Raw genomic sequence first — 23747 nt, 5'->3', positions numbered from 1 at the left:
TATCGCCTCCGCGCTTTCAACGCCGCGTTCACTGATTGGACCGGGCGAGAGCTACCGCCCAGGAAGGCGACACGATCGGGTCAGATCAGCCGGTAGCTGTCCCGCGTGGACCGAAGCCCAATGGACCGTTCCTGGCCGAGAGTCGTCCTTGTCGACCGGCCGATGACGACCCACAAGAGACACTCACTTGCGCGGCAAACGGACGCTCAGACGGATCACCTCAGCAAAAAATACGTTCAGAATCGCCTTGACGGCAGACGCAAGTGCTAAATCAGGTTGTTAGCTGAGCGGATAATATTGGCACTGAACGCTAGAATTCGCGTGCGCACCTATTACATAACGATAATGGGGCAGAACGTCGCTGGTTCGTCCGTTTTGGCAAGCATGGATAAGCTCGCTGAGTAGGTATTGGAACTCCCCACCCGGATGACGAAACATCGCCGCGAGTACCGCACCCTGCGCGTTGCGCAGCAGTTGGCCTTGCGCGTTAACAAACATTACAACGCCGTCCGCGAGTGAAACCAAGACGCTCGGCGAGTGTTGCGGCTCGCCTTTTAAGCAGGCCGTCCAATAGTTCTTCACCAACGTTTCCGGCTTGAGTGCGAAGCTCTTACAAAGGATAAATCCATAAGGCGAATCGGATGTCTTGTTGTCGGGGTCAAACATCTCCTGCGGCGCGCCCTGCATCATTAACGAACTCCCAAATTTGCGAAAGCACGTTGGGTCACTTACCGCTCTTCGGAGCTGTTTCACTGACTTGATCTTCCAGACAGCGTCTTCGAGCTCTTTGGTCCCAAGGTCACTTTTGATCTCGCCGATGGAAGCGACACTTTCACACGGGATGTAAGTGGCTTCAGGGGATTGATTGATTGAAAAAACCGGGCAATTGTCTTTTTCGTGGATGATCACGTCCGTTTGTGCAGAAGTTGCGCCAGATGTATCAATCACGCATCCCGTCGAAACGGTGACCTTTTCTGGGAGAAGACCGGCCAATTGGCGGCGTACTTCAGTCTCGCGCGCTCCCCCGACCAGCCCAGGAGTTGTCGCGGCGCCGGCTCGATTAAAATTTTGTACTAGCCCATCCGCCAAATAGGCGAGGTAATCGGAGACGCTAAAGGTTTTTTCCATGGTTCGATTAACTAGCCGCTGATAGGGATCTTCGTTTCGGGCACTTGGCCGCTGACCATACCGTGTGCCGCATGGCACCCATAGAGGTCACTCAAGAAGCTGCCCATTAATTAATCTTGTATGCAATCGGAAGTGGCTAATTGTCGACGATCTGGATCGCTATGTCGAACGGCTGAAACTGGCCGATAGCCGACGTCGGATGGTATGCGAGTATCCGCAATCACACCCTCGCCCACGCGCCATCCCCAGCTCTACTCTGAAACCTCCAGGGTCTTCAATCACCATTGGAGCTTTTCATAAAGAAGTCCATCTCCCCCTGTGCAGTGCTTCTTCTTTCAGGATTCTGCCTGTCCGCCGCAGCGCCGCTGCCGAGGCGACGGCCGAGGCCGTAGTGGCTGGCGAGCGTGGCCAACTGCAAGCAAGGCGACAAGTCACAGGGCTGCGAGTCGGGGACGTCAACCGCCCCCGTGCGCTGCGTTATCAGCCATAATCGGTTCAACCTCGCCCCGCGCGAAGGCAGGTGTTCCGCTTTCGCCCCCACATGAACCGGTAGCGGGTGGGCCGTAGCGTACTCAGTGCGGAGTATCTCGATGATGACACCGGAAACGCCAGACGACGATTTGGTACGGCCCCGCAGCCACAGGTCACGCGACCTGCCCCAGGGCTTTCGGGCTGGATTGATTACGGCCATCACGGTATTGCTGGGCTTTTCGCTGGGTTTCCTGCGTTTCTGGGGCTTTGACGCGCCGGGCGATTGGAGCGTGCTATCCGTGCTGCCGGGCGTGTTCTTGTTGGTCGCGATCCTGCTGCAGATAATTGCGCTTTGCCGCGCCTTGCGTTTGGAGGATGAGGCCGAGGATGAATACCGGAAAACCGTGCGATGGTTTATCGCGTCGGCGATACTGCTGTTGCTGGGTCTGACAGCGGCATTGTGGGAGGCGGCGTGACGCCGGCAATCGCCCTCTCGCCGTCACCACCGCCCACTTCCACCCGATTCCGCCCCCCAGCCTTCCCTCGATAAAGCGCCCCATCCGCCTCCCGGAGCGCCTCCTCCAAACCATCCGCTCCATGAAAGCGCGCTGACACGCCAATCGTGACCGTGCAGCGCAGCGGCTCATCGCCGCCGGTGACGTGAATCGGCTGGCTTTCGATGCTGGCGCGCAGCCGCTCCGCAAGCACCATCACATCCGCCACTTCCGATTCAAGAAGCACGGCGACGAACTCCTCTCCGCCGGTGCGGCCGGTTAGATCGCCACGCCGTACACCGGCACGAATCAGCCCCGCCACATGGCAGATCACCTCATCGCCCGCCTGATGGCCGTAGCTGTCATTGATCCGCTTGAAATGGTCGACGTCCACCATCAGCAAATAGGCGGGGACCGCATTACGGCCATTGAAATACTGGGTCAGTGCGTCTGCCAATCCCCTGCGATTGAGCAGATCCGTCATCGGATCGCGCGCCGCCATATTGCGCAAACTATCCGTCAGCCGGCGCAGCACGAGCCAGACGATGGAAGGCGGCACGATGGTGGCGAGCGTCGACATGTAGATGTAGAAGATCATCTGGAAGCGGCTGTCCATGTGCAGCGCGTCCAGGCCGCCTTCCATGATTTTCAGGAACTTCAACGCGTTCAGCACACAGATTCCGCCGATCAGGCACGCGAAGAAGATCATCTCTGCGCGCAAGTCCTTGGCGAACGTGCGCGTGCCGCAGAGCACCGCGACCGACATGGCGAAGAAAAGCAGTGTCGCCGACGCCGCAAGCATGGCGTAGCGCGCTTCCGGTCCGAATTGCGATTGCACGAGCCACTGCAATAACGCATACGCCAGGCAAAACACCGTCAACGGCAACCACAAACGCACCTGATGTCCGAAGAATCGCATGGCGCCAAGCAGGTATGCGATTGGGGCGGCCAGCGTCAGGCAGTGATTGACGACGCTCATCACGCTCCAGGCGGGGCCGCCTTCGACCAGTTGCAGGATGTAGGCCGCCGCGAGCAGCAGATTGCCCACGGCAAAGACGTCCATGCCCATTCTGTTGCCAGGCAGGCGACGGCTGATAAGCAGGAACATGCCGGAAAAGCACAGCAGGTGTGCGCACAGCATGCCAACGAGCGTGGAGGCAACCATGAAAAGGACGTCGAGAGGGAAAGCGGATTTCCTGCGCCGGCGCCACGGGGCTGGTCAGCGATGGACGCCCAGCGACCTGCGTGGGCGGCGCTCATTGTAGTCGGCGGGTATTGGTCGCGGGATATCAGCCGAAACCGCTCGGAATTGGCGATAAAGTAGCCGTCAAACACGTCGGTGCGGCAGATGTGCCAGCCGTTGTCCAGATGAATGGCGCCGGGATAATGCCGCCCCATTCCCGTCACGAGGAGAAATCAAATGCCCACCACACTGCGAGCCATCCGCTCGGACATCACCAAGCTTCACGTGGACGCGATCGTCAACGCCGCAAATTCCTCATTGCTGGGCGGTGGCGGCGTGGATGGCGCGATTCATCGTGCCGCGGGACCAGATTTGGTGCACGAGTGCCGGCTGCTTGGCGGCTGCAAGACGGGTGATGCGAAGGTGACCGGCGGGTATCGCCTGCCCGCGCGCTTCATCATTCACACGGTGGGCCCGGTTTGGCGCGGTGGGGAAAACGGGGAGCCGGCACTGCTGGCAAGCTGCTATCAACGCTGCATTGCGCTGGCAGAGGAAAAAGGCGTGGCTTCGATTGCGTTTCCCAGCATCAGCACCGGCATCTATGGCTATCCCATTGATTTGGCGGCACAGGTCGCAGTCGATACCGTTCGCGAAAGCCTGTCGAAGGATTCGTCAATTCAAGAGGTCATCTTCTGCTGCTTTTCGGACGCAGACCTGAATCGCTATGAGCGCATTACGATTGCGCCGGCCTAATCCCGCCGGCGCCACACACTGGCCAGCCACGGCTGCTGCTCGCGCGGCAACCCGTCGGGCCGGTAGTAGTGCTCCAGCTCCTCGAAACCCGCGGCCCCCATCAGCGCGCGCCAGCCTTCAAGATCGTGGTACGCCCCATAGCGCCCGCGATTCCACCCTTCCTGGTTGCCGCCTCGGGGATTGGAACTGAACAACACGCCGCGCGGCCGCAGCGTTGCCCGCAGTTCGTTCAGCACGCGCGGCAGTTCCTGCCCCGGCACATGAAACAGCACGGCGTTGGCGAAGATGCCATCGAATCGCGCACCAGGCAGCTGGAGCCGCAGGAAGTCCTGCTCCCAGACCTCGCACCCGCTTGCCGCGCGCGCCATTTCGACGAAGCGCGGCGTGCCGTCCAGGCCCACGGGCCGGTGCCCCATCGCAAGGAATGTCTTCAGGTCGCGCCCCGGGCCACACCCCAGATCCAGAATGTCATAGGGCGGCTCGCCGTCGATGTGCCGCAACAAGGCGGCGATGTTCTGGCTGACGTCGTGGTCCTGCGTGCCGGCCTGGAAGGAATCTGCGTTCTCTTCGTAATGGGCGAGCGTCAGGGACGTGATCTTGGCGAGGTCTTCGGGATCCAGGTGCATCAGGCGATTGTGCATCAAACGGCGCGGGCCGGCGAGGCGGTGCGCGCGGCTTTGGGAAACGGCCTCGCGCGCTGGGAAGCGGCCGCGGCTTGCGCTCAGGGGGCTGGCCGCGTCTTGATGAAATCGATCAGCGCCTTCAGCGGCGACGGCACCAGGCGGCGTCCGGAGTAGTAAAGAAACGGTCCTGAAAAGCGCGGCCACCACGGCTCCAGCACGGGCTCCAGCGCGCCGCTTTCAAAGTGCGGACGCAGCCAGTCCTCGAACAGATACATGACGCCCGCCCCCGCGATGGCCGCGTCCACGGCCAGGTCGACCGCGCCGCCGATCTGCACGACCAAGGGTCCGGACGCGTCGATGCGCACCGTTTCCCCGCTCCGCTCGAATTCCCACGCCGGCATCGCGCCGCTGGGGAAGCGGCCGCGCAGGCAGGCGTGCCGCATCAGGTCTTCGGGATGCGCGGGCCTCCCCCGCCGATCGAGGTACGCCGGAGATGCGCCAGCTGCAAAGCGCTGCACGCGGGGGCCGATGGGCACGGCGATCATGTCCTGTTCCAGCCGGTCGTCGTAGCGGATGCCCGCGTCGCAGCCTGCGGCCAGCACGTCGACAAAGCTCTCTTCGGCCACGACTTCCAGACGGATGTCGGGATACGCGGCCAGAAAGCCGGGAACGATGGCAGGCAGCACCAGTTTGGCCGCGCTGAGCGGCACGTTGAGCCTGAGCGTGCCGGCCGGCTTGTCCCGAAAGCCGTTGACGGCGTCCAGCGCCGCTTCCACTTCGGTCAGGGCGGGCGCCAGCCGCGCCAGCAGCTCCTGGCCCGCCTGCGTCAGCGCCACCGACCGCGTCGTCCGGTTGAAAAGCCGTACGCCCAGCTGCGCCTCCAGGCGGCGCACGGTGTCGCTCAGCCTTGAGGCGCTGGTGCCTGCGGTTCGGGCCGCTTCACGAAAGCCCTGCGCGCGCGCCACCGCGACAAAGGCATTGAGGTCATCGAGGTCGGTCGCCATTGTTCACTTATCCGTACAACCCGTCCGGATTGTATTGGCTTATCAGGCAGCGCTGGAAGCTCTATCGTTTGCCCATTCCCACCCTCACCCCCCAATCAGGAACCCGACATGACCCAACTCGCAGACAGCGGCACCTACTCCCTCGGCGCACGGCAGGTTTATCGGCTTGGCTACGGCGCCATGCAGCTCGCCGGCCCGGGCGTCTTTGGTCCGCCAAAGGACCGCGATGCTGCGCTTGCCGTCCTGCGCGACGCCGTGGCGGCTGGCGTGAACCACATCGACACCAGCGATTTCTACGGCCCGCACATCACCAACCAGCTGATCCGGGAAGCGCTTGCCCCCTATTCCGACGATCTGGTGATCGTGACCAAGGTGGGCGCGGTGCGCGGCGACGATGCCTCGTGGAATCCCGCGTTCTCGGCCGAGCAACTGACGCGTGCGGTGCACGACAACCTGCGCAATCTGGGCCGCGACGTGCTGGACGTGGTCAATCTGCGCGCCATGTTCGACGTCCATGGCCCGGCGGAAGGCTCCATTGCCGAGCCGCTGTCCGTGCTGGCCGGCTTGCAGCAGCAAGGCCTGATTCGCCACATCGGGCTGAGCAACGTGACGGCCACGCAGGTGCAAGAGGGCCGCGGCATCTGCGAGATCGTCTGCGTGCAGAATCAGTACAACGTCGCCCACCGGGCCGACGATGCCCTGATCGACGCCCTGGCCCGCGAGGGAATCGCCTACGTGCCGTTCTTTCCGCTGGGCGGATTCAGCCCGTTGCAGTCGTCGATCCTGAACGATGCCGCGGCGCGGATCGGCGCGACGCCGATGCAGACGGCGCTGGCCTGGCTGCTGCGCCGCTCGCCGAACATTCTGCTGATTCCCGGCACGTCTTCGCCGAAGCACCTGAAGGAAAACCTGGCGGCCGCGTCGCTGTCGTTGCCGGATGACGTGGCCAAGGCGCTGGACGGCATCGCGGGCAGCAGAACGGCGTAAATCCCGGCCTGAATACCGGGCACGCTGGCGCCATCTGCCGGCGGCAATAAAAAAACCCGCCTGCATGAACGCAGGCGGGTTTGATCAATCGGAAAACCCCAGCGGCATCAAGCCGCCAGACGGCCCTCGATCTCGGTCTTGGTGGTGCGCAGTTCGTCGGGCAGGCCTTGCGACAGCTGGCCGAAGAGCTCATGGTGCAGCGCCAGTTCCTCGCGCCAGGCGTTCTCGTCCACCGACATGACCTGCTCGAACTTGTCCGGGCTGAATTCCAGGCCGGTCCAGTCGATGTCCTGGTAGCTGGGCGACACGCCAAACACTTGGTCCACGCCCTTGGACTGGCCGTCGATGCGGCCCAGCATCCAGCGCAGCACGCGCATGTTGTCGCCAAAGCCCGGCCAGACGAACTTGCCGTCCGGGCCCTTGCGGAACCAGTTCACGCAGTAGATGCGCGGCAGCGTCGCGCCGGCGGCTTCGAGCTGCTTGCCCAGCTTGAGCCAGTGGCCGAAGTAATCGCTCATGTTGTAGCCGCAGAACGGCAGCATGGCGAACGGGTCGCGGCGCACCACGCCTTGCTGGCCGGCGGCCGCGGCGGTGGTTTCCGAGCCCATCGTGGCGGCCATGTAGACGCCCTCGACCCAGTTGCGGGCCTCGGTGACGAGCGGCACGGTGGTGGAGCGGCGGCCGCCGAAGATGAAGGCGTCGATGACCACGCCCTTGGGGTTCTCCCATTCGGGGTCGATGGACGGGCACTGCGCGGCGGGCGCGGTGAAGCGCGCGTTCGGGTGCGCGGCTTTGCGGCCGGTTTCGCGCGCGATTTCGGGCGTCCAGTCCTTGCCCTGCCAGTCGACCAGGTGCGCCGGCGGCGTGCTGGTCATGCCTTCCCACCAGACGTCGCCGTCGTCGGTCAGCGCAACGTTGGTGAAGATGACGTTGGCCTTGAGCGTGGCCATGGCGTTGAAGTTGGTCTGCTCGCTGGTGCCGGGGGCCACGCCGAAATAGCCGGCCTCGGGGTTGATGGCGTGCAGGCGGCCGTCCGGGCCGGGCTTGATCCAGGCGATATCGTCGCCGATGGTGGTGACCTTCCAGCCGTCCATGCCTTGCGGCGGGATCAGCATGGCGAAATTGGTCTTGCCGCAGGCCGACGGGAAGGCGGCCGCAACGTGGTACTTGCGGCCCTTGGGCGAGGTCACGCCCAGGATCAGCATGTGTTCGGCCAGCCAGCCCTGGTCGCGGCCCATGGTGGACGCGATGCGCAGCGCGAAGCACTTCTTGCCCAAGAGCGCGTTGCCGCCGTAGCCGGAGCCGTAGCTCCAGATTTCGCGGGTCTTGGGGAAATGGACGATGTACTTGGTGGGATTGCACGGCCAGGCCACGTCGGCTTCGCCGGCGGCCAGCGGCTTGCCGACCGAGTGCAGGCACGGCACGAAGTCGCCGTCGGTGCCCAACACGTCATAGACCTGCTTGCCCATGCGCGTCATGATGCGCATGTTCACGGCCACGTACGGGCTGTCGGACAGTTCGACGCCGATGTGGGCGATGTCCGAACCCAGCGGGCCCATCGAGAACGGCACCACGTACAGCGTGCGGCCGCGCATGGCGCCGTCGAACAGGCCGTTGAGCGTGTCGCGCATTTCAGCGGGATCGGCCCAGTTGTTGGTGGGGCCGGCGTCTTCGGCGCGGTCGGAACAGATGAAGGTGCGGTCTTCGACCCGGGCCACGTCGGACGGATCGGACCACGCCAGATAGGAATTGGGGCGCTTGGCGGGGTTGAGCCGGCGCAGGGTGCCGGCCTGGACCATCTGCTCGCACAGGCGGTCGTACTCTTCTTGCGAGCCATCGCACCAGACCACGCGATCGGGCTTGGCCAGCGCGACAAAACTGGCGACCCAGTCGATCAGTCCGCGGTGCTTGACGTACGCGGGTACGTTCAAGGCTGCCAATCCCCCGTCCAAAGGCTTATTCATTGGGGCTATCTCCATACTATGGCTAAAGGTGATACGGCCCCAATTGAGGGGGCCGTATCCAGTTTGCGCAATCATACTTGCAGCGCCGGGCAGCCCGTCAACCCATCCACATGGGCGAGATTGTCACCGGGTGAGTCCGCTTAAACGGGGTATCCGGCGCGCAACTCCCTGCGAATAATCTTGCCGGTCGCGGTCGTGGGCAAACTGGTTACAAAGCGGATCGCGCGCGGGTATTCGTGGGCGGCCAGCCGGGTCCGGACATGCGCCTGCAGCGCCTTGACCAGCGCCTCGTCGCCCTCCACGCCCTCGTTCAGCACCACGAACGCCACCACGATTTCCGTACGTTCAGCATCCGGCATGCCCACCACCGCCGCCATGCGCACGGCGGGGTGGCCGATGAGGCAGTCTTCGATGGGTCCCGGGCCGATCCGGTAGCCGGCGCTAGTGATGACGTCGTCGTTGCGGCCCACGAAGCGGATGAACCCTTCCGCATCCCGTACGCCGACATCGCCGGTCAGGAGGTAATCGCCGGCAAATTTTTCCGCCGTGGCCTCCGGGTTTTTCCAGTAACCCAGGAACATGACCGGATCCGGGCGCAATACGCCGATGTTGCCCTCCTGTCCATCGGCCACTTCGGCTCCGTTGTCATCCACAATAGCGACCCGATGCCCGGGCGCCGCGCGGCCAATCGCGCCGATGCAGGGGTCGAACAGCGACGAGCACGAGGACACGATCATGTTGCATTCGGTCTGGCCGTAGAATTCGTTGATGGTCACGCCCAGCACGCGGCGGCCCCAGTCGATCAGTTCCGCGCCCAGCGATTCGCCGCCGCTGGCCACCGAGCGCAGCGCGCGCGGCCCGGCGTGATCCGGCCAGTCGCAGCCGCGCATCATCTTCAGCGCGGTCGGCGGCAGGAAGGTGTGCGTCACGCCGTGGCGCGCCATCAGTTCCAGTGCCGAGGCGCCGTCGAATTTTTCGAACCGCCGCGCCAGCACCGGCACGCCGTGGTGCCACGACGGCAGCAGCACGTCCAGCAGCCCGCCGATCCAGGCCCAGTCGGCCGGCGTCCACATCAGCACGGCGTTTTCGGGAAAGAACTCGTGCGACATCTCCACGCCCGGCAGGTGGCCGAGGAGCACGCGGTGCGCATGCAGCGCGCCCTTGGGCTTGCCGGTGGTGCCGGAGGTGTAGATGATGACGGCCGGGTCGTCGGCCGCCGTGGGGACCGGGTCGAAGGCGTCGGACTCGAGCGCCAGGCTTTGGTGGAACGGCAGCGCGTTGACCGCCGCGGTCCCGGCCGCATCGCCATCGATGCAAAAGATCACTTTCAGGTCGGGCAGGCTGTCGCGGATCTCCAGCAGCTTGCGGCAGCCTTCCGCGTCCGTGACGAGGGCCGACGCCCCGCTATTGGCCAGCCGGTACTGGATGGCGTCCACGCCAAACAACGTGAATAGCGGCACCGCCACCGCGCCCATCTTGTAGGCGGCGACGTGCGCGATGGCGGTTTCGGGCGCCTGCGGCAGGTAGATGGCGACGCGGTCGCCCCGCCGGATGCCGTAGCGCGCCAGACTGTTGGCGAATTGGTTGGACTGCGCCTTGATCTGATCGAACGTGTAGCGCGTCTGCGCCCCGTCGCTCTTTTCATAGATCAGGGCCAGCCGGCCGCTGCCGTCGGCCCATTTGTCGCACACGTCGACGCCAATGTTGTAGGCCGCGGGCACCTGCCACTGGAAGGCGGACACGACTTGCGCGTAGGAATCTGCTCTGTGCAGCATGGTTGTCTCTTGATAGTTATGGTTGTTGCCATGAAGGACCCGCGGCGGCGGCCGGATGCCTTGCGCCTTGCCACGAAGTTGACCGTCGCTCAATAATAGGCCCTCGCGCGGACGGCCAGACAGGCCGCCCGCCCCTTTTTCGCCTGTTGCCTGCATGGAAAAAAGCCCAGCTGTCCCAATGCGCCGTCCGCCGGCCAGCGCCAAGTCCGAACAACGCATCCGCGACATCCTGCGGGTCGCGCGCCAGGTGTTCTCCGAAGCGGGCTTTCACGCGGCCACCACCACCGAAATCGCGCAACGCCTGGGCGTGTCGGAAGCCACCGTCTTCACCTACTTTGGCGGCAAGCGCGAACTCTGCGTACGCGTCATTAGCGACTGGTACGACGAAATCATCGCGCGGGTGGAAGACCATCTTCCGCACATCCACGGCGCGCGCGCCCAGTTGCATTACCTGGTTCATACCCATTTGCGCCACCTGCTGGCCGAGGGCCCGGGGCTGTGCGCCTTCATTCTTTCCGAAGGGCGCGCGCGCAACGACGACTTTGGCGAGATCTACGCCGGCCTGCAGCGCCGCTACACCGCGCCGTTGATGCGCATCCTGGCCCAAGGCCAATCCGACGGCGACATCCGCCAGGACATGCCGCTGCGGTTGCTGCGCTCGGCGGTGTACGGGCCGATGGAGCACGTGCTGTGGGACGCGATGCGGCACCGTGCGGACGCGGGGGTGGAGGTGGACGTGGACGTTTCCGCCACGGCCGACCAGCTGGTTGGCTTCCTGTGGCAGGCCCTGCAGCCGCCGCGCCAGGACGCTCTGGCGCTGGCGCAGTTCCGGGGCGAAGTCCAGAACGCGCTGCATCGGCTTCAGTCTTCCGAAAACAGCGACGGCGGCACGTACTGAGGAAAGCCGTTGTAGGTCTCTCCGCGCTCGGCCGGTTGCAGACTCCACGAATGGCGCGCGTTCGGCACGCCGCCGTCCACCCGGATCACCGTGCCGTTGATGAACGCCGCCGCGGGCGACAGCAGGAAGACGACGGCCGCGGCCAGCTCGGCCTCGGTGCCGAAGCGCTGTAGCGGGACCTTGGTTTTCAGCTCGCGCAGCACGCCGCGGTAATGCTCGTCGTAGCTGTCCATGCCGCTGGAGGCAATCCAGCCCGGCGCCACGGCGTTCACGCGCACGCCGGCATAAGCCCATTCGCAGGCGGCGGTTTCCGTCAGGTTCCACACCCCCGCGCGCGCCGCGCCCGAATGCCCCATGCCCGGCATGCCGCCCCAGATGTCAGCCAGCATGTTGACGATGGCGCCGCCGTGCTGGCGCATGTGCTGCATGTAGATCTCGCGCGACACGAGGAAAGTGCCATGCAGGTTGTTCTGCACGACCGCGTTCCAGCCGTTCAGGCTGATGCGGTCCAGCGGCGCGGGAAACTGGCCGCCGGCGCAATTGAAAAGACCGTGAATGGCGCCGTGGGCGGCCAGTGCGTCGGCGACCGCGCCGCGCACGCCGGCTTCGTCGCGGATGTCGCAGGCGTGTTGGCTGATCCGCTCGGCGGCCTCGGGGTAAACGCGGGCGATTTCCTCGGCGGCCGTGCGCAACTTGTCGGGGTTGCGTCCCACCAGCGCCAGGCCGGCGCCCAGCGCCGCCAGCTCATGCGCGGTGCAACGGCCCAGGCCACTGCCGCCACCGGTCACCATGACCGTCTTGCCGTCGAACAATCCCGGCCGGAATACTGATGCGTAGCGCTGATCGGCGGCGCTGCTGCCCGCTTGCTGGTCCATGTCTCTCTCCGAATTTTTTGTTGAGGATAACTCAATCCGTTGAAAACAACCGTCGCGAAGTCGTACTTTTACCCATAGAATCAAGCGAACTGATCGGCTCATCTATTGAGCCACCATCAACAACACCGGAGACCGCGCATGACGCTGAACGCACCGCTGGACCTGGCCCTTGACGGCCCCCTCGCCCGCCTGACGCTGAACCGGCCGGACATGCGCAATGCGTTCGACGAGACGCTGATCGCCGCGCTGACGGCAGCGATCAAGACGGCCGTCGATGACCCCCAGGTGCGGGTCCTGCTGCTGACCGGCGCGGGTAAAGCCTTTTGCGCCGGCGGCGACCTGAACTGGATGCGCAAAATGGGCACGCTGACCGACGCGGACAATCGCAAGGACGCCACGCGGCTGGCGGACATGCTGCACGCGGTCTGGACCTGCCCGAAACCCATCGTCGCCTGCGTCAACGGCGATGCCTACGCGGGCGGCATGGGACTGGTGGCCGCGTGCGACATCGCGGTCGCGGCGGACAGCGCGCACTTCTGCCTGTCCGAAACCCGCCTGGGCCTGCTGCCCGCCACGATCAGCCCCTATGTGATCCGCGCGCTGGGCGAGCGCGCATCCAATCGCTATTTCCTGACCGCCGAACGCTTCGACGCCGCCACCGCGTTGCGGCTGGGGCTGGTGCACGAAGTGGTCCCGGCGGCGCAGGCGCTGGAGGCCGCCGAAGCGCTCTGCCGCACGCTGGGCGCGAACGGCCCGGGCGCCGTGCAGGCCAGCAAGCGGCTGGTGCGCGACTTCGCCGGCCGGCCGCTGGACGCCGCCTTGATCGCCGACTCGGTCGAACGCATTGCGGCCATCCGCAGCACCGAGGAAGCGCGCGAGGGCGTGACGGCTTTCCTGGAAAAGCGCGAGCCCGCCTGGCGCAGCACGACGTAAGCAGCGGGCGGGGACGCCGCGCCATTGATGCCATAATCCAGGGCGGATCTTTTGGAAGTCTCATGCCGCAAGCCACACCGCCCGCTTTTCCCCCGCTGAACGCCGAACGCCTCTGGTCGCGCGTCGACACCCTGTCCAAGTTCACCCTGCCCGACGTCCCCTGGACGCGCCGCGCCTTTTCGCCGCTGTTCGATGACGCGCGCGCCTGGCTGCGCGGCGAGTTCGAAGCCGCGGGCCTGACGACGCGCCTGGACGCGGGCGGCAACCTGGTCGGCACGCGGGCGGGACGCGATGCGTCGCGCAAGCCGATTTCCACCGGCTCGCACTGCGATACCGTCATGGCCGGCGGCCGCTTCGACGGCATCATCGGCGTGCTGGCGGGCATCGAGGTCGCGCACACGATGCAGGAACACGGCATCACGCTCGACCACCCCTTCGAAGTCATCGACTTCCTGTCCGAAGAACCCAGCGACTACGGCATTTCGTGCGTGGGCAGCCGCGCGCTGTGCGGCCAGCTCAGCGCCGGCATGCTGGACGCGCGCAATCCGCAGGGCGAGACGCTGGCGCAGGGCATTGCCCGCATCGGCGGCGACCCGTCGGCGCTGAACGCCCCGCTGCGCCGCGCGGGCGAAACCGCCGCCTTCGTCGAACTGCACATCGAACAAGGCCCCGTGCTGGAAAGCCGCCAGTTGCCGATCGGCGTCGTCACCAACATCGTCGGCATCCGCCGCGTGCAGATCGTGGTCGAGGGCCAGCCCGACCACGCCGGCACCACGCCCATGGACATCCGGCGCGACGCGCTGGTGGGCGCGGCGCGCATCATCGACGCCGCCAACCGCCAGGCCAGCGCCGCCAGCGGCAATCCGCATTACGTCGTCGCCACCGTCGGCCGGCTGACCATGACGCCCAACGCGGCCAACGCCGTGCCGGGCCGGGTCGAGATGACGCTGGAAATGCGCAGCGACAGCAACGCGGTGCTGGATACCTTTCCCGAAACCCTGATGGCCGGCGTGGCCGACGACCTGAAGGCGCTGCGCCTGACCGCCGGCTTCACGCAGCTCAGCCGCGCGCAGCCCACGGACTGTTCGCCGCTGGTCATGGACGCCGTCAAGGCGGCCGCCGACCAGTTGGGCTACGCGTCGATGCGGCTGCCCAGCGGCGCCGGCCACGACGCCGTATACATGGCGCCCACCGGTCCCATCGGCATGATCTTCATCCCCTGCCTGAACGGGCGCAGCCATTGCCCCGAAGAATGGATCGAACCCGCGCAACTGCTGGACGGCACCCGCGTGCTGTACCAGTCGGTGCTGGAACTGGACCGCGTGCTGCGCGGCGCTTGAGACGCACGATGGAACAGATAGAACTCAACGACAGCACCGCCGACCGCTTCCTGCTGGACGCGCGCGGCCTGTCGCTCATCGTTTTTCACAGCCGCACCTGCGGCACCTGCCGCGTGGCGCGCGAGCAGCTTCCCGCCGTGGAACTGCCGGTCGAGCGCATCTGCTGGATCGACGCCGGCGACAACCGCGGCCTGGTCGAGCGCTACGAGGTCTTCCACCTGCCCGCCATGTTCGTCGCCCGCGACGGCGCGTTCTACGGACCGGTGCAAGCCTCGCTGGCCGAGTGGGACCTGCGCCAGCAGATCGGCCTGGCGCTGGACAGCTACCCCGCCGAACTGCCGTGAGCGTCGCCGCCGCCAAACCGCTGCGCCTGCCGCTGGACACGCTGGCCACCGGCGCCATGCTGGCGCTGTGCGTGTGCTGGGGGTTCCAGCAGATCGCCATCAAGCTGGTCGCGGACGATATCGCGCCCATCATGCAGATCGGGCTGCGCTCGACCTTCGCGGCGCTGGTGCTGGCCGTGGTGGTGTGGCGCGCCGAGAAACAGCGCGCATTCACCGACGGCACGCTCGTGCCCGGCCTGATCGTGGGCCTGCTGTTTGCCGGCGAATTCCTGTTCGTCGCGCAAGGGCTGGTCTACACCACGGCCTCGCACATGTCGGTGTTCCTGTACACCGCGCCCATCTTCGCGGCGCTGGGCCTGCATTGGCTGCTGCCCGAAGAGCGTTTGAAGCCGTTGCAGTGGGTTGGCGTGGCGCTGGCCTTTTGCGGCATCGCGGTCGCATTCCTGGTCAAGGGCGGCCAGCCGTTGGCGCACGACGGCGCGCGCAACATGCTGCTGGGCGACGCGATGGGGTTGCTGGCCGGGCTGCTGTGGGGCGCCACGACGGTGGCGATCCGCAAGACATCGCTGTCCGAAGCCGCGCCGGCCAAGACGCTTTTCTATCAGATGGCCGTGGCCTCGGTGGGCCTGCTGGCCTTCGCGGCCGCCACCGACCATCAGGGCATCCGCTACACCCCGGCGGCCATGCTCAGCGTCGCCTTCCAGTCGGTCGTCGTCGCGCTGACCAGTTATCTGGTCTGGTTCTGGCTGCTGCGCCGGTATCTGGCGTCCCGCCTGTCCATCCTGTCGTTCATGACGCCGCTGTTCGGCGTCAGCTTCGGCGTGCTGATTCTTGATGAACCGCTGGATGCGGGCTTCGTGATCGGCGCGGTGATGGTGCTGGCGGGAATCACCCTGGTCAGCGGGGCCGAAATGGTGCGGGAACGGTTGCGCAAACGTCAGGCGCAGCGCGGTTCCCCTCATGGTTAACTCGGCTTTTTCCAGACGGCCCGGGCGGATATAACGGACTTTTGCCGCCGCCTGCCTGCCCGATCTGTGCGCAGGCCGTCGTTTCAACCCGGCGCGCGGCCTCGGCCTGGAGGTCACATGCAACCCTGGCACAGCGACAACCCCGCCCTGTCCCGCGCCTTCGCGCCGGTCTTCGACGAACGCGACGACGCGGATCTGCCCATCGAAGGCGCGCTGCCCCCCGGCCTGTCCGGCGTCTTCATGCGCAACGGACCCAATCCGCAATTCGAACCCAGCCCCGGCTACGCCTATCCCTTCGACGGCACGGGCATGGTCCACGCGCTCTACCTGGACGGCGGCCGCGCGCGCTACCGCAACCGCTGGGTGCTGACCGCCGAACTCCAGGAAGAACGAGACGCGGGCCACCGCATTTACAACCCGACGTTCGGCCCGCCGCCGTATGCCAACCTGGCCAACACCAACGTGCTGCGCCACGCCGGCCGCATCCACGCGCTGTACGAAGGCGGCTGCCCGTACGAACTGGACGACGCGCTGGGCACGGTCGGCGCCAACACGTTCCAGGGCAAGCTCACGGGCGCATTCTCCGCGCATCCCAAGATCGATCCGCTGACCGGCGAGATGCTGGCGATCAATTACGACCTCATGGCGGGCACGCTTGAGTACATGCGGTTGGACGCCACCGGCCGGGTAGACCGGCAGGTGGCGTTTGCATCGCCCTGGCCGGCGCTGGTTCACGATATCGGCCTGACCGCCACCCACGTGGTGGCGTTTGTGTGCCCGCTGGTGTTCGACTTCAGCCGCGGACCCGCGGCGCCCGGCTGGGAGCCGCAACGCGGCACGCAGGTGCTGCTGGTGCCGCGCGACTGTACCGACGCGGCGCAGATCCGGTGGATCGAAGCCGCCCCCTTCTTCAATTGGCACGTCGCCAATGCCTACGCGGACGGCAACGTGATCGAGGCGGTGCTGCCCTGGCACGATGGCTACGGGCCCACGTCGCGCAAGCGGCTTGAAATGCACCGGCTGCGCATCGATATGGCGAGCGGACGCGTGGACGACGAGACGCTGGACGACCAGCCCTGCGAGTTTGGCCGGGTCAACGACGCGTGGCTGGGCCGGCGCACGCGATTCTGTTATGCCGGGCTGCGCGATCCGCGTCCGGGCGAAACGCCGCAGCCTGGCGCCTTCGAGGCCTTTGCCCGCTACGACGTCGAGACGAATGAGAAGACCGTGTACCGCCTGCCCGCCGGACAGACCGCGTGCGAACCGGTGTTCGCCGCCGATCCCGCCGGCGCGGGCGAAGCGGACGGCTACATCCTGAGCTTCGTGCATGCGCAAGACGACGCGGGCGGCCGGTTCATCGTGCTGGACGCGCGCGACCTGGCTGCCGGGCCGGTCGCGCAGGTGCGCCTGCCGCGCCGCGTACCCGCCGGGCTGCACGGCTCGTGGATGCCGTCGCCGGCGGCCATTCGGGCTTAGGATCAGGCGCGCCGCTGACCCAGGTTCAGGACGATCAGCCCCGCCCCGGCCATCACGAAGGCGAAGCCCCACCAGTCCGCCGGGGCCGGCCGGTCGCCCACCAGCGCCATCGCGCCCAGCACACCCACGACCGGCACCATCAGCGTGGTCAGCGCGGCGACGGTGGCGCTGACGCGTTCGCTCAACACGAACCACAGCCAGTACGCGACCGCGGTGCCCAAAATGATGTGAAACGATAGCGCCCCCGCGACGCTGGCGGTCCACCCGTGCGTGGGAAACGATTCGCCCGCGATCAGCGCGCCGGCCAAGGCGCAGGCGGCGCCGACGACGAGCTGCCACGCCGTGATCACGATGCGGTTGCCCGCGACAGGCCAGCGCTTCAGATACACGGTGCCGGCCGCCCACCCGAAGGCCGCCACCAGCGGAAACACCAGCCCCTTCGCAGCGGCCACGTCGTTACCGCCGAATACCGCCTGCAGCACCGGCCAGGCCAGCACGGCGACGCCGCACGCGCCCAGCAGCAGCGCCAGGCCGCGCCGGCGATCCAGGCGTTCGCCCAGCACCAGCCACGCCAGCAGCGCCGACATCATCGGCATGGTGAAAGTCAGCACCGCCGCGCGCGACGTGCTGGTGCTGAGCTGCGCCCAGGCCACGGCCAGATTGAAGACGGCCACGGCCAGCACGCCGCCCACCGCAATACCCGGCCACGCGCTGCGCGGCGGCAAGAGCGGCAGCCGCTTGGCGCCTGCCAGCAGCAACAGCAGCAGCGCGCCGCTGCCCAAGCCAAGCACGCGCAAGGTGAACGGCGGGAAGATCGACAGAATGATCTTCACCGCCGGCCAGTTCAGGCCCCAGAACAGGGCCAATGCCACCGGGATCAGGCGCACGCCGCGTGGTCTCCCCCGGCGTTACGCCCCTGCTCAGCGGCGATCAGCGCCGCCAGCCCCTGACGCTGGTTGCCTTCGGCGTCGAAGTTGTCGGGGCTGAGCCAGCGCTCGTACGCGACGCGCAGCGCGGGCCATTCGCTGTCGATGATCGAGAACCACGCCGTGTCGCGGCTGCGGCCCTTGTAGACCGTGGCCTGCCGGAAGATGCCCTCAAAGGTGAAGCCCAGGCGCAGCGCGGCGGCGCGCGACGGCGCGTTCAGGCTGTCGCACTTCCATTCGTAGCGGCGGTAGCCCAGCTCGTCGAAGGCGCGGCGCATCAACAGGAACTGCGCCTCGGTGGCGATGCGGGTGCGCTTGAGCTGGCGCGAATACGACACGAAGCCGACCTCGATGACGCCGTTGGGTGCGTCGATGCGCATCAGCGCCAGCGTGCCGACGGCCCGGCCCGTGGCGAGATCGATGATGGCGTGGTGCATCGGGTCCGGGCTGTTCTGCGCGGCCTCGGCGAACGTCCTGTAGGCGGCTTCGTCGGCAAACGGCCCGACGCCCATGTAGGTCCAGTCGCTATCGTCGGGCGCTTGGCTGAACGCCTGGTACAGGTCTGCCGCGTGGCGCTCGGCCGAGAGCGGCTCCAGGCGGCAGTAGCGGCCAGGCGCGGGCTCGGCCGGCGGACGCGGACGGGTGGTCCAGCCGGGCAGCGCCGGGCCGATGGGTTGCTGCAAATCGTTGGTGCGGGGTTGCATGCGGGCGGTGCCTCGGGAATCGGTTCAGGGCCTCACGATATCGGAACCGTGGCATCATAAAAAGCGCCACGAACCTTGAATTTAATAGGGCCATGATCGAGACTTCCTTGCGCGATGCCGCCACTGCCCCGCTGCTGTCCAGTCCGCTGGCGCGCGGCCCCGGTTCGCTGCCGCGCCAGCGTCAGCTTATCCAGCGCCTCAAGCAGGCCATTCTTGCCGGCCAGCTTCCCGCAGGCGGCAAGCTGCCATCGTCGCGCGCGCTGTCCGAAGAACTGGATATCTCGCGCAATACGGTGCTGATCGCCTACGAGCAATTGACGGCCGAAGGCTACGTGATTGCCGACCGCCAGGGCACCCGCGTGGCGCCGCTGTCGGCCGCCGCCCGCAGCGCCGCGCGCGAGGCGGCTCCCCTCCCCGCGCAGCCGCCGGCCACGGCGCAACGCCTCACCCGCATCGTCTCCACGCGCTATACCCACGACGGCTCCCTGCCGATGACGCCCGGCACACCCGCGCTGACGCAGTTCCCGGTCAACGCGTGGCGCCGCGCGCAGGACCGGGCTCTGCAGGCGGCGCCCGCCACCGCGCTGGGCTACGGCCATCCGGCGGGCGAGCCCGCCTTGCGCGAGGCCATCGCCCAATACCTGCGCGTGTCGCGCGGGGTGCATTGCGACGCCTCGCGCATCGTCATCACCGAAGGTGCGCAGGGCGGACTGGCGTTGTGCGTGCAATTGCTGACCAATCCCGGCGACACCGCCTGGCTGGAAGACCCCGGTTACCGCGGCGCCAAGTCCGCGTTCCATGCGGGCGACCTGAACGTCGTGGCCATGCGGGTCGACGCCGACGGCATCGTCATCCCGGAAAGCGCCTGGACCCGCCAGCCGCCCCGGCTGATCCAGACGACGCCGTCGCACCAGTACCCGACCGGCGCGGTGCTGTCGCTGACCCGCCGGCTCGACCTGCTGGAACGCGCGCGCCGCGCGGGCGCGTGGATCATCGAAGACGACTACGACAGCGAATTCCGCCACCAGGGCGAACCGATCGCCGCCATGCAGGGGCTGCTGCCGGACGCGCCGGTGCTGTACGTGGGCACGTTCAGCAAGACCATGTTCCCCGCCCTGCGTCTGGGTTTTCTGGTGCTGCCCGAAGCCATCGCGCGCGAGGCCATGCCGTCCATCATCGAGATGCAGCGCGGCGGCCACCGGCTCGAGCAGCTCACCATGGCCGCCTTCATTGAAAACGGCCAGTTCTCGCGCCATCTGGGGCGCATGCGGCGTCTGTACCGCGAACGCCAGGCGGCGCTGCGCGAGGCGCTGGCCTTGCATCTGGGCATCGAGCACGAGGTCTTGGGCGGGCACTGCGGCCTGCACCTGACCGTGCGGCTGCCGCCGGCCTATGCCGATACGGCGATCGTGGCCGAGGCGCGCAAGCTGGGCATGAATCCCGGCGCGCTGTCGTCGTTTGCGCTGACGCCGCGCATTGAAGACAACGGCCTGGTGATCGGCTACGGCAACACGGGTGCGGAACGGTTTCCGGCACTGGTGCGGCGGCTGCGGGACGTGGCGCTGGCTGTGGCGAAATCGGGTTAGGACTGGGTTAGTCCACCAGCCCGCCCAGCACCAGCAGCGTCATGAACAGCCAGAACAGAAAGCCCAGAATGGACCGCCGCAGCAGCGCCTTGATCGCGCCCCACAGGAACATGAGGCCCAGCACCAGCAGCACCAGATTGAAGATCGACGGGCTCATGCCCATCGCGCCGGCCAGGCCGGCATAGAAATCCCCCAGCGCACCGCCCAAGCCGCCCAGCAGCCATTTGATCCCTGCAACGATGGCGCGCAGGCCCTCGCCAAGCATGCCGCCCAGCGTCGCGAAAAATCCGTCTTCGGCCGGCATCAGCGGCGCGTATCCACAAGCATGCGCACGGCCAGGCCGGCCAGCACGGTGCCCATCAGCCAACGCTGCACCACCATCCACAGCGGACGGCCCGCCAGGAAACCGGCAATGGAGCCGGCCATGATGGCGATCAGGGCGTTCACCGACAGGCTGATCACCACTTGCGTCATGCCCAGCGCCAGCGACTGGGTGAAGACGCTGCCGTGGTCGGGCTGGATGAATTGCGGCAGCAGCGACACGTACATGACGGCGATCTTGGGATTGAGCAGATTGGTCAAGAGGCCCATCGTGAACAACTGCCGCGGGCTGCTCTTGGGCAGGTCATGCACCTGGAATGGCGAGCGGCCGCCCGGCCGGATCGCCTGCCACGCCATGTACAGCAGGTAAAGCGCCCCTCCGATGCGCAGCGCGTCGTAGGCATAGGGCACCGCCATCAGCAAGGCGGTGATGCCGAACGCGGCACAGGCGACATAGAAGATGAATCCCACCGCCACGCCGCCCAGCGAAATCAGGCCGGCCTGCGGCCCTTGCGAGATGGAGCGCGACACCAGGTAGATCATGTTGGGCCCGGGCGTGAGCACCATGCCCAGCGCTACCAGGGCGAAAGTCAGCAGATGTGTCAGGTCAGGCATGGGGAGCCGGCGCGTGCCGGTCAGAAGTCGGGTCGTGACTGCACACCTTAGCCCAAAACTGTACCGGAACAGCGGAAATTTCGGGCGGGGTTGGCGGCTCGTCGCGCCGGCGATACAGTGGACCGCTCGACCCTTCCCGTGGAGCGCAGCCCATGCCGAAACGTCATCCGTCCCCGGCAGACCGCCCCGCCGCCATCCGCGTTGGCATCGGCGGCTGGACCTTCGAGCCATGGCGCGGCGTCTTCTATCCCGACGACTTGCCGCATGCGCGCGAGCTGGAATACGCCAGCCGGCAGGTCACGGCCATCGAGATCAACGGCACCTACTACGGCACGCAGAAGCCCGCCACCTTCGCCAAGTGGCGCGACGAGACGCCCGACGATTTCGTGTTTTCTTTGAAGGCATCGCGCTATTCGACCAACCGCCGCGAGCTGGCGGGCGCCAAGGAGTCGATTGATCGCTTCGTGAACAGCGGCATCGCCGAGCTGGGTCCGAAGCTGGGGCCCATCGTGTGGCAGTTCGCGCCGACCAAGCAGTTTGACGCCAAGGATTTTGGCGCCTTCCTGGAATTGCTGCCGGACAAGGTAGACGGTCTGCCGTTGCGGCACGCGCTGGACGTGCGCCATCCCAGCTTTGCCTGCGAGGAATACGTGGCCCTTGCGCGCCGCCACCGCGCGGCGACCGTGTACACCGATAGCGACGAGTTTCCCGCTATTGCCGACCGGACGGCGGACTTCGTCTACGCGCGGCTGATGCGCGGCAGCACGGCTTACAAGGCCGGCTACGCGCCCAAGGCGCTGGACGCCTGGGCGGAGCGGTTGCGGGTCTGGGCTCGCGGCGACGATCCGGACGACCTGCCCCTGGTGGGCAAACCGGGCGCCGGGAAAAAGGCGCAGGACGTCTTCGCGTACTTCATCAATGGCGCAAAAGAACGCGCGCCGGCAGCGGCGCGCGCCATGATCGAACGCCTGTAGCAACCGGCGGTTTTATTCCGCGACAGGCGTGCGCATCGTCACGAACTCTTCGGCCGCCGTGGGATGGATGCCGATGGTGTCGTCGAACACCGCCTTGGTCGCGCCGGCCTTCAGCGCCACGGCCAGACCCTGCACGATCTCGCCCGCCTCCGGGCCCACCATGTGCACGCCCAGCACGCGATCGGTCTGCGCGTCGACGATCACCTTCATCAGCGTGCGCTCCTGCGACTCGGTCAGCGTGAGCTTCATGGGCCGGAAGCGGCTTTCGAAGAGCTGCACCTCGTAGCCGGCTTCGCGCGCTTCCTCGGTGGTCAGGCCGACCGTGCCGATGTTGGGCAGGCTGAACACCGCGGTGGGGATCAGCTTGTAGTCGACCTTGCGGTATTCGTTCGGGCGGAACAGACGGCGCGCCACCGCCATGCCTTCGGCCAGCGCCACGGGCGTCAGCGGCACGCGGCCGATCACGTCGCCAAGGGCCAGGATGGACGGCTCCGCGGTGCGGTATTCGTCATCGACCTCGATGAAGCCGTCTTCGCGCAGCTTCACGCCGGTGTTTTCCAGCCCCAGGTTGTCCAGCATCGGACGGCGGCCAGTGGCGTAGAACACGCAATCGGTCTCGATGACGGATCCATCCTTGCAGGTGGCGGCCAGCGATCCGTCCGCGCGCTTGTCGATGCGCGCAACCTCGGTGTTCATGCGCAGGTCGATGCCCTTTTTGACCAATTCATCGCGCAGGTGCTCGCGCACGCCCAGGTCAAAGCCGCGCAGGAACAGCGGTCCGCGATACGACTGAACCGTCTGCGCCCCCATGCCGTTGAAGATGGACGCAAACTCCACGGCGATGTAACCGCCGCCCACGACCAGCACGCGGCGCGGCAGGTCCTTCAGGAAGAAGGCCTCGTTGGAGGTGATGGCGAGTTCCTTGCCCGGAATGTCGGGCACCTGCGGCCAGCCGCCGGTCGCCACCAGGATGTGTTCGGCGCTGTAGGTCTTGCCGTTGATTTCAACCTTGTGCGGATCGACGATGCGCGCGTGGCCTTCCAGCAACGTCACGCCGCTGTTGACCAGCAGGTTGCGGTAGATGCCGTTCAGGCGTTCGATTTCGCGGTTCTTGTTGGCGATCAGCGTGGGCCAGTCAAATTTGGGCGCATCCGCCGACCAGCCGAAGCCGTGCGCCTGCTCGAAGTCTTCGCTGTAGTGCGCGCCGTAAACCAGCAGCTTCTTGGGCACGCAGCCCACATTCACACACGTGCCTCCCAGGTAGCGGCTTTCCGCCACCGCCACGCGCGCGCCGAAACTGGCGGAAAAGCGGGCCGCGCGTACGCCGCCCGAGCCCGCGCCGATCACAAACAGGTCAAAGTCAAATGCCATGGAGTTTCCTTCGCGCGGCCTCGCGGCCGGCGTT

General features: G+C 66.4%; 23 protein-coding genes. 11 read left to right on the top strand and 12 right to left on the bottom strand.

Annotation, left to right across the window (positions count from 1 at the left end):
* Positions 1–279: 279 nt before the first annotated feature.
* Complete coding sequence (locus CLM73_RS28885; RefSeq protein ID WP_158685847.1) at positions 280–1128, bottom strand: DUF6602 domain-containing protein; 849 nt, start codon at positions 1126–1128, stop codon at positions 280–282.
* A 590-nt stretch (positions 1129–1718) separates the two neighbouring features.
* Here CLM73_RS28885 and CLM73_RS10215 point away from each other — a divergent pair.
* Positions 1719–2075 (top strand): hypothetical protein, encoded by a 357-nt coding sequence (locus tag CLM73_RS10215; RefSeq protein ID WP_105238331.1) that lies wholly within the window; start codon positions 1719–1721, stop codon positions 2073–2075.
* Here CLM73_RS10215 and CLM73_RS10210 read toward each other — a convergent pair.
* Complete coding sequence (locus tag CLM73_RS10210) at positions 2014–3258, bottom strand: sensor domain-containing diguanylate cyclase (protein WP_105238330.1); 1245 nt, start codon at positions 3256–3258, stop codon at positions 2014–2016. The genes CLM73_RS10215 and CLM73_RS10210 overlap by 62 nt on opposite strands.
* Before the next feature lie 255 nt (positions 3259–3513).
* Between CLM73_RS10210 and CLM73_RS10205 the strand changes: the two genes are divergently transcribed.
* A complete protein-coding gene (locus CLM73_RS10205) occupies positions 3514–4029 on the top strand; it encodes an O-acetyl-ADP-ribose deacetylase (protein WP_105238329.1) in 516 nt (171 codons plus the stop codon).
* On the opposite strand, the gene CLM73_RS10200 is transcribed toward CLM73_RS10205, so the two are convergent.
* On the bottom strand, positions 4026–4655 hold the full coding sequence (locus CLM73_RS10200) for a class I SAM-dependent DNA methyltransferase (protein WP_105241454.1): 630 nt from the start codon (positions 4653–4655) through the stop codon (positions 4026–4028). The two genes, CLM73_RS10205 and CLM73_RS10200, sit on opposite strands and share 4 nt — an antisense overlap.
* Positions 4656–4750: 95 nt before the next feature.
* Positions 4751–5656: a LysR family transcriptional regulator gene (locus CLM73_RS10195; RefSeq protein ID WP_105238328.1), complete on the bottom strand. Its 906-nt coding sequence runs from the start codon at positions 5654–5656 to the stop codon at positions 4751–4753.
* Positions 5657–5764: 108 nt separating this feature from the next.
* Between CLM73_RS10195 and CLM73_RS10190 the strand changes: the two genes are divergently transcribed.
* Positions 5765–6643: an aldo/keto reductase family oxidoreductase gene (locus tag CLM73_RS10190; protein WP_105238327.1), complete on the top strand. Its 879-nt coding sequence runs from the start codon at positions 5765–5767 to the stop codon at positions 6641–6643.
* A gap of 107 nt (positions 6644–6750) precedes the next feature.
* On the opposite strand, the gene CLM73_RS10185 is transcribed toward CLM73_RS10190, so the two are convergent.
* Together CLM73_RS10185 and CLM73_RS10180 are read right to left on the bottom strand one after the other, a co-directional pair.
* A complete protein-coding gene (locus tag CLM73_RS10185) occupies positions 6751–8607 on the bottom strand; it encodes a phosphoenolpyruvate carboxykinase (GTP) (RefSeq protein WP_105238326.1) in 1857 nt (618 codons plus the stop codon).
* A 140-nt stretch (positions 8608–8747) separates the two neighbouring features.
* On the bottom strand, positions 8748–10382 hold the full coding sequence (locus CLM73_RS10180) for an acyl-CoA synthetase (RefSeq protein ID WP_105238325.1): 1635 nt from the start codon (positions 10380–10382) through the stop codon (positions 8748–8750).
* Between the two features lie 154 nt (positions 10383–10536).
* On the opposite strand from CLM73_RS10180, the gene CLM73_RS10175 reads away from it, so the two are divergent.
* On the top strand, positions 10537–11280 hold the full coding sequence (locus CLM73_RS10175; RefSeq protein WP_105238324.1) for a TetR/AcrR family transcriptional regulator: 744 nt from the start codon (positions 10537–10539) through the stop codon (positions 11278–11280).
* Here the strand turns inward: CLM73_RS10175 and CLM73_RS10170 are convergent.
* A complete protein-coding gene (locus tag CLM73_RS10170) occupies positions 11244–12155 on the bottom strand; it encodes an SDR family oxidoreductase (RefSeq protein WP_105238323.1) in 912 nt (303 codons plus the stop codon). The two genes, CLM73_RS10175 and CLM73_RS10170, sit on opposite strands and share 37 nt — an antisense overlap.
* A gap of 138 nt (positions 12156–12293) precedes the next feature.
* Here CLM73_RS10170 and CLM73_RS10165 point away from each other — a divergent pair, with 138 nt between their 5' ends.
* The 5 genes from CLM73_RS10165 to CLM73_RS10145 all read left to right on the top strand — a co-directional run bounded on the left by CLM73_RS10165 (position 12294) and on the right by CLM73_RS10145 (position 17216).
* Positions 12294–13088: an enoyl-CoA hydratase/isomerase family protein gene (locus CLM73_RS10165; RefSeq protein ID WP_105238322.1), complete on the top strand. Its 795-nt coding sequence runs from the start codon at positions 12294–12296 to the stop codon at positions 13086–13088.
* Between the two features lie 62 nt (positions 13089–13150).
* A complete protein-coding gene (locus CLM73_RS10160; RefSeq protein ID WP_105238321.1) occupies positions 13151–14428 on the top strand; it encodes a Zn-dependent hydrolase in 1278 nt (425 codons plus the stop codon).
* An 8-nt stretch (positions 14429–14436) separates the two neighbouring features.
* Entirely contained in the window at positions 14437–14772 is a 336-nt protein-coding gene (locus CLM73_RS10155) for a thioredoxin family protein (RefSeq protein ID WP_105238320.1), read from the top strand.
* A gap of 56 nt (positions 14773–14828) precedes the next feature.
* On the top strand, positions 14829–15740 hold the full coding sequence (locus tag CLM73_RS10150) for a DMT family transporter (protein WP_105241453.1): 912 nt from the start codon (positions 14829–14831) through the stop codon (positions 15738–15740).
* 117 nt (positions 15741–15857) lie between these two features.
* Positions 15858–17216 (top strand): carotenoid oxygenase family protein, encoded by a 1359-nt coding sequence (locus tag CLM73_RS10145; RefSeq protein ID WP_105238319.1) that lies wholly within the window; start codon positions 15858–15860, stop codon positions 17214–17216.
* Between the two features lie 2 nt (positions 17217–17218).
* Here the strand turns inward: CLM73_RS10145 and CLM73_RS10140 are convergent, their stop codons facing one another.
* Together CLM73_RS10140 and CLM73_RS10135 are read right to left on the bottom strand one after the other, a co-directional pair.
* A complete protein-coding gene (locus tag CLM73_RS10140) occupies positions 17219–18103 on the bottom strand; it encodes a DMT family transporter (protein ID WP_105238318.1) in 885 nt (294 codons plus the stop codon).
* A complete protein-coding gene (locus CLM73_RS10135) occupies positions 18094–18846 on the bottom strand; it encodes a GNAT family N-acetyltransferase (protein WP_105238317.1) in 753 nt (250 codons plus the stop codon). The genes CLM73_RS10140 and CLM73_RS10135 overlap by 10 nt, the downstream gene beginning before the upstream one ends.
* Positions 18847–18938: 92 nt before the next feature.
* On the opposite strand from CLM73_RS10135, the gene CLM73_RS10130 reads away from it, so the two are divergent.
* Positions 18939–20432: a PLP-dependent aminotransferase family protein gene (locus CLM73_RS10130; protein WP_105238316.1), complete on the top strand. Its 1494-nt coding sequence runs from the start codon at positions 18939–18941 to the stop codon at positions 20430–20432.
* Between the two features lie 7 nt (positions 20433–20439).
* On the opposite strand, the gene CLM73_RS10125 is transcribed toward CLM73_RS10130, so the two are convergent.
* Both CLM73_RS10125 and CLM73_RS10120 read right to left on the bottom strand, forming a co-directional pair.
* Positions 20440–20736, bottom strand: coding sequence for a hypothetical protein (locus CLM73_RS10125; protein WP_105238315.1), 297 nt, complete (start codon positions 20734–20736; stop codon positions 20440–20442).
* Entirely contained in the window at positions 20736–21368 is a 633-nt protein-coding gene (locus CLM73_RS10120) for a LysE family translocator (RefSeq protein WP_056569853.1), read from the bottom strand. Before CLM73_RS10120 ends, CLM73_RS10125 begins: the two co-directional genes overlap by 1 nt.
* Before the next feature lie 152 nt (positions 21369–21520).
* Between CLM73_RS10120 and CLM73_RS10115 the strand changes: the two genes are divergently transcribed.
* A complete protein-coding gene (locus CLM73_RS10115) occupies positions 21521–22342 on the top strand; it encodes a DUF72 domain-containing protein (protein ID WP_105238314.1) in 822 nt (273 codons plus the stop codon).
* 12 nt (positions 22343–22354) lie between these two features.
* On the opposite strand, the gene gorA is transcribed toward CLM73_RS10115, so the two are convergent.
* Positions 22355–23713, bottom strand: a complete 1359-nt coding sequence (gene gorA / locus CLM73_RS10110; protein WP_105238313.1) for a glutathione-disulfide reductase — start codon at positions 23711–23713, stop codon at positions 22355–22357.
* Between the last annotated feature and the right edge of the window lie 34 nt (positions 23714–23747).

Source organism: Achromobacter spanius, from assembly GCF_002966795.1.
GTDB classification, from domain to species: Bacteria; Pseudomonadota; Gammaproteobacteria; order Burkholderiales; family Burkholderiaceae_B; genus Achromobacter; species Achromobacter spanius_D.
Note: the sequence above shows the minus strand (reverse complement) of the source record. Positions and strands in the feature narration are given on the sequence as shown.

What these genes read in the sequence shown, in the direction of transcription:
- CLM73_RS28885 (WP_158685847.1), bottom strand. Translation starts at nt 1,128, where the DNA reads ATGGAAAAAACCTTTAGCGTCTCCGATTACCTCGCCTATTTGGCGGAT.
- CLM73_RS10215 (WP_105238331.1), top strand. Translation starts at nt 1,719, where the DNA reads ATGATGACACCGGAAACGCCAGACGACGATTTGGTACGGCCCCGCAGC.
- CLM73_RS10210 (WP_105238330.1), bottom strand. Translation starts at nt 3,258, where the DNA reads ATGGTTGCCTCCACGCTCGTTGGCATGCTGTGCGCACACCTGCTGTGC.
- CLM73_RS10205 (WP_105238329.1), top strand. Translation starts at nt 3,514, where the DNA reads ATGCCCACCACACTGCGAGCCATCCGCTCGGACATCACCAAGCTTCAC.
- CLM73_RS10200 (WP_105241454.1), bottom strand. Translation starts at nt 4,655, where the DNA reads ATGCACCTGGATCCCGAAGACCTCGCCAAGATCACGTCCCTGACGCTC.
- CLM73_RS10195 (WP_105238328.1), bottom strand. Translation starts at nt 5,656, where the DNA reads ATGGCGACCGACCTCGATGACCTCAATGCCTTTGTCGCGGTGGCGCGC.
- CLM73_RS10190 (WP_105238327.1), top strand. Translation starts at nt 5,765, where the DNA reads ATGACCCAACTCGCAGACAGCGGCACCTACTCCCTCGGCGCACGGCAG.
- CLM73_RS10185 (WP_105238326.1), bottom strand. Translation starts at nt 8,607, where the DNA reads ATGAATAAGCCTTTGGACGGGGGATTGGCAGCCTTGAACGTACCCGCG.
- CLM73_RS10180 (WP_105238325.1), bottom strand. Translation starts at nt 10,382, where the DNA reads ATGCTGCACAGAGCAGATTCCTACGCGCAAGTCGTGTCCGCCTTCCAG.
- CLM73_RS10175 (WP_105238324.1), top strand. Translation starts at nt 10,537, where the DNA reads ATGGAAAAAAGCCCAGCTGTCCCAATGCGCCGTCCGCCGGCCAGCGCC.
- CLM73_RS10170 (WP_105238323.1), bottom strand. Translation starts at nt 12,155, where the DNA reads ATGGACCAGCAAGCGGGCAGCAGCGCCGCCGATCAGCGCTACGCATCA.
- CLM73_RS10165 (WP_105238322.1), top strand. Translation starts at nt 12,294, where the DNA reads ATGACGCTGAACGCACCGCTGGACCTGGCCCTTGACGGCCCCCTCGCC.
- CLM73_RS10160 (WP_105238321.1), top strand. Translation starts at nt 13,151, where the DNA reads ATGCCGCAAGCCACACCGCCCGCTTTTCCCCCGCTGAACGCCGAACGC.
- CLM73_RS10155 (WP_105238320.1), top strand. Translation starts at nt 14,437, where the DNA reads ATGGAACAGATAGAACTCAACGACAGCACCGCCGACCGCTTCCTGCTG.
- CLM73_RS10150 (WP_105241453.1), top strand. Translation starts at nt 14,829, where the DNA reads ATGCTGGCGCTGTGCGTGTGCTGGGGGTTCCAGCAGATCGCCATCAAG.
- CLM73_RS10145 (WP_105238319.1), top strand. Translation starts at nt 15,858, where the DNA reads ATGCAACCCTGGCACAGCGACAACCCCGCCCTGTCCCGCGCCTTCGCG.
- CLM73_RS10135 (WP_105238317.1), bottom strand. Translation starts at nt 18,846, where the DNA reads ATGCAACCCCGCACCAACGATTTGCAGCAACCCATCGGCCCGGCGCTG.
- CLM73_RS10130 (WP_105238316.1), top strand. Translation starts at nt 18,939, where the DNA reads ATGATCGAGACTTCCTTGCGCGATGCCGCCACTGCCCCGCTGCTGTCC.
- CLM73_RS10125 (WP_105238315.1), bottom strand. Translation starts at nt 20,736, where the DNA reads ATGCCGGCCGAAGACGGATTTTTCGCGACGCTGGGCGGCATGCTTGGC.
- CLM73_RS10120 (WP_056569853.1), bottom strand. Translation starts at nt 21,368, where the DNA reads ATGCCTGACCTGACACATCTGCTGACTTTCGCCCTGGTAGCGCTGGGC.
- CLM73_RS10115 (WP_105238314.1), top strand. Translation starts at nt 21,521, where the DNA reads ATGCCGAAACGTCATCCGTCCCCGGCAGACCGCCCCGCCGCCATCCGC.
- gorA (WP_105238313.1), bottom strand. Translation starts at nt 23,713, where the DNA reads ATGGCATTTGACTTTGACCTGTTTGTGATCGGCGCGGGCTCGGGCGGC.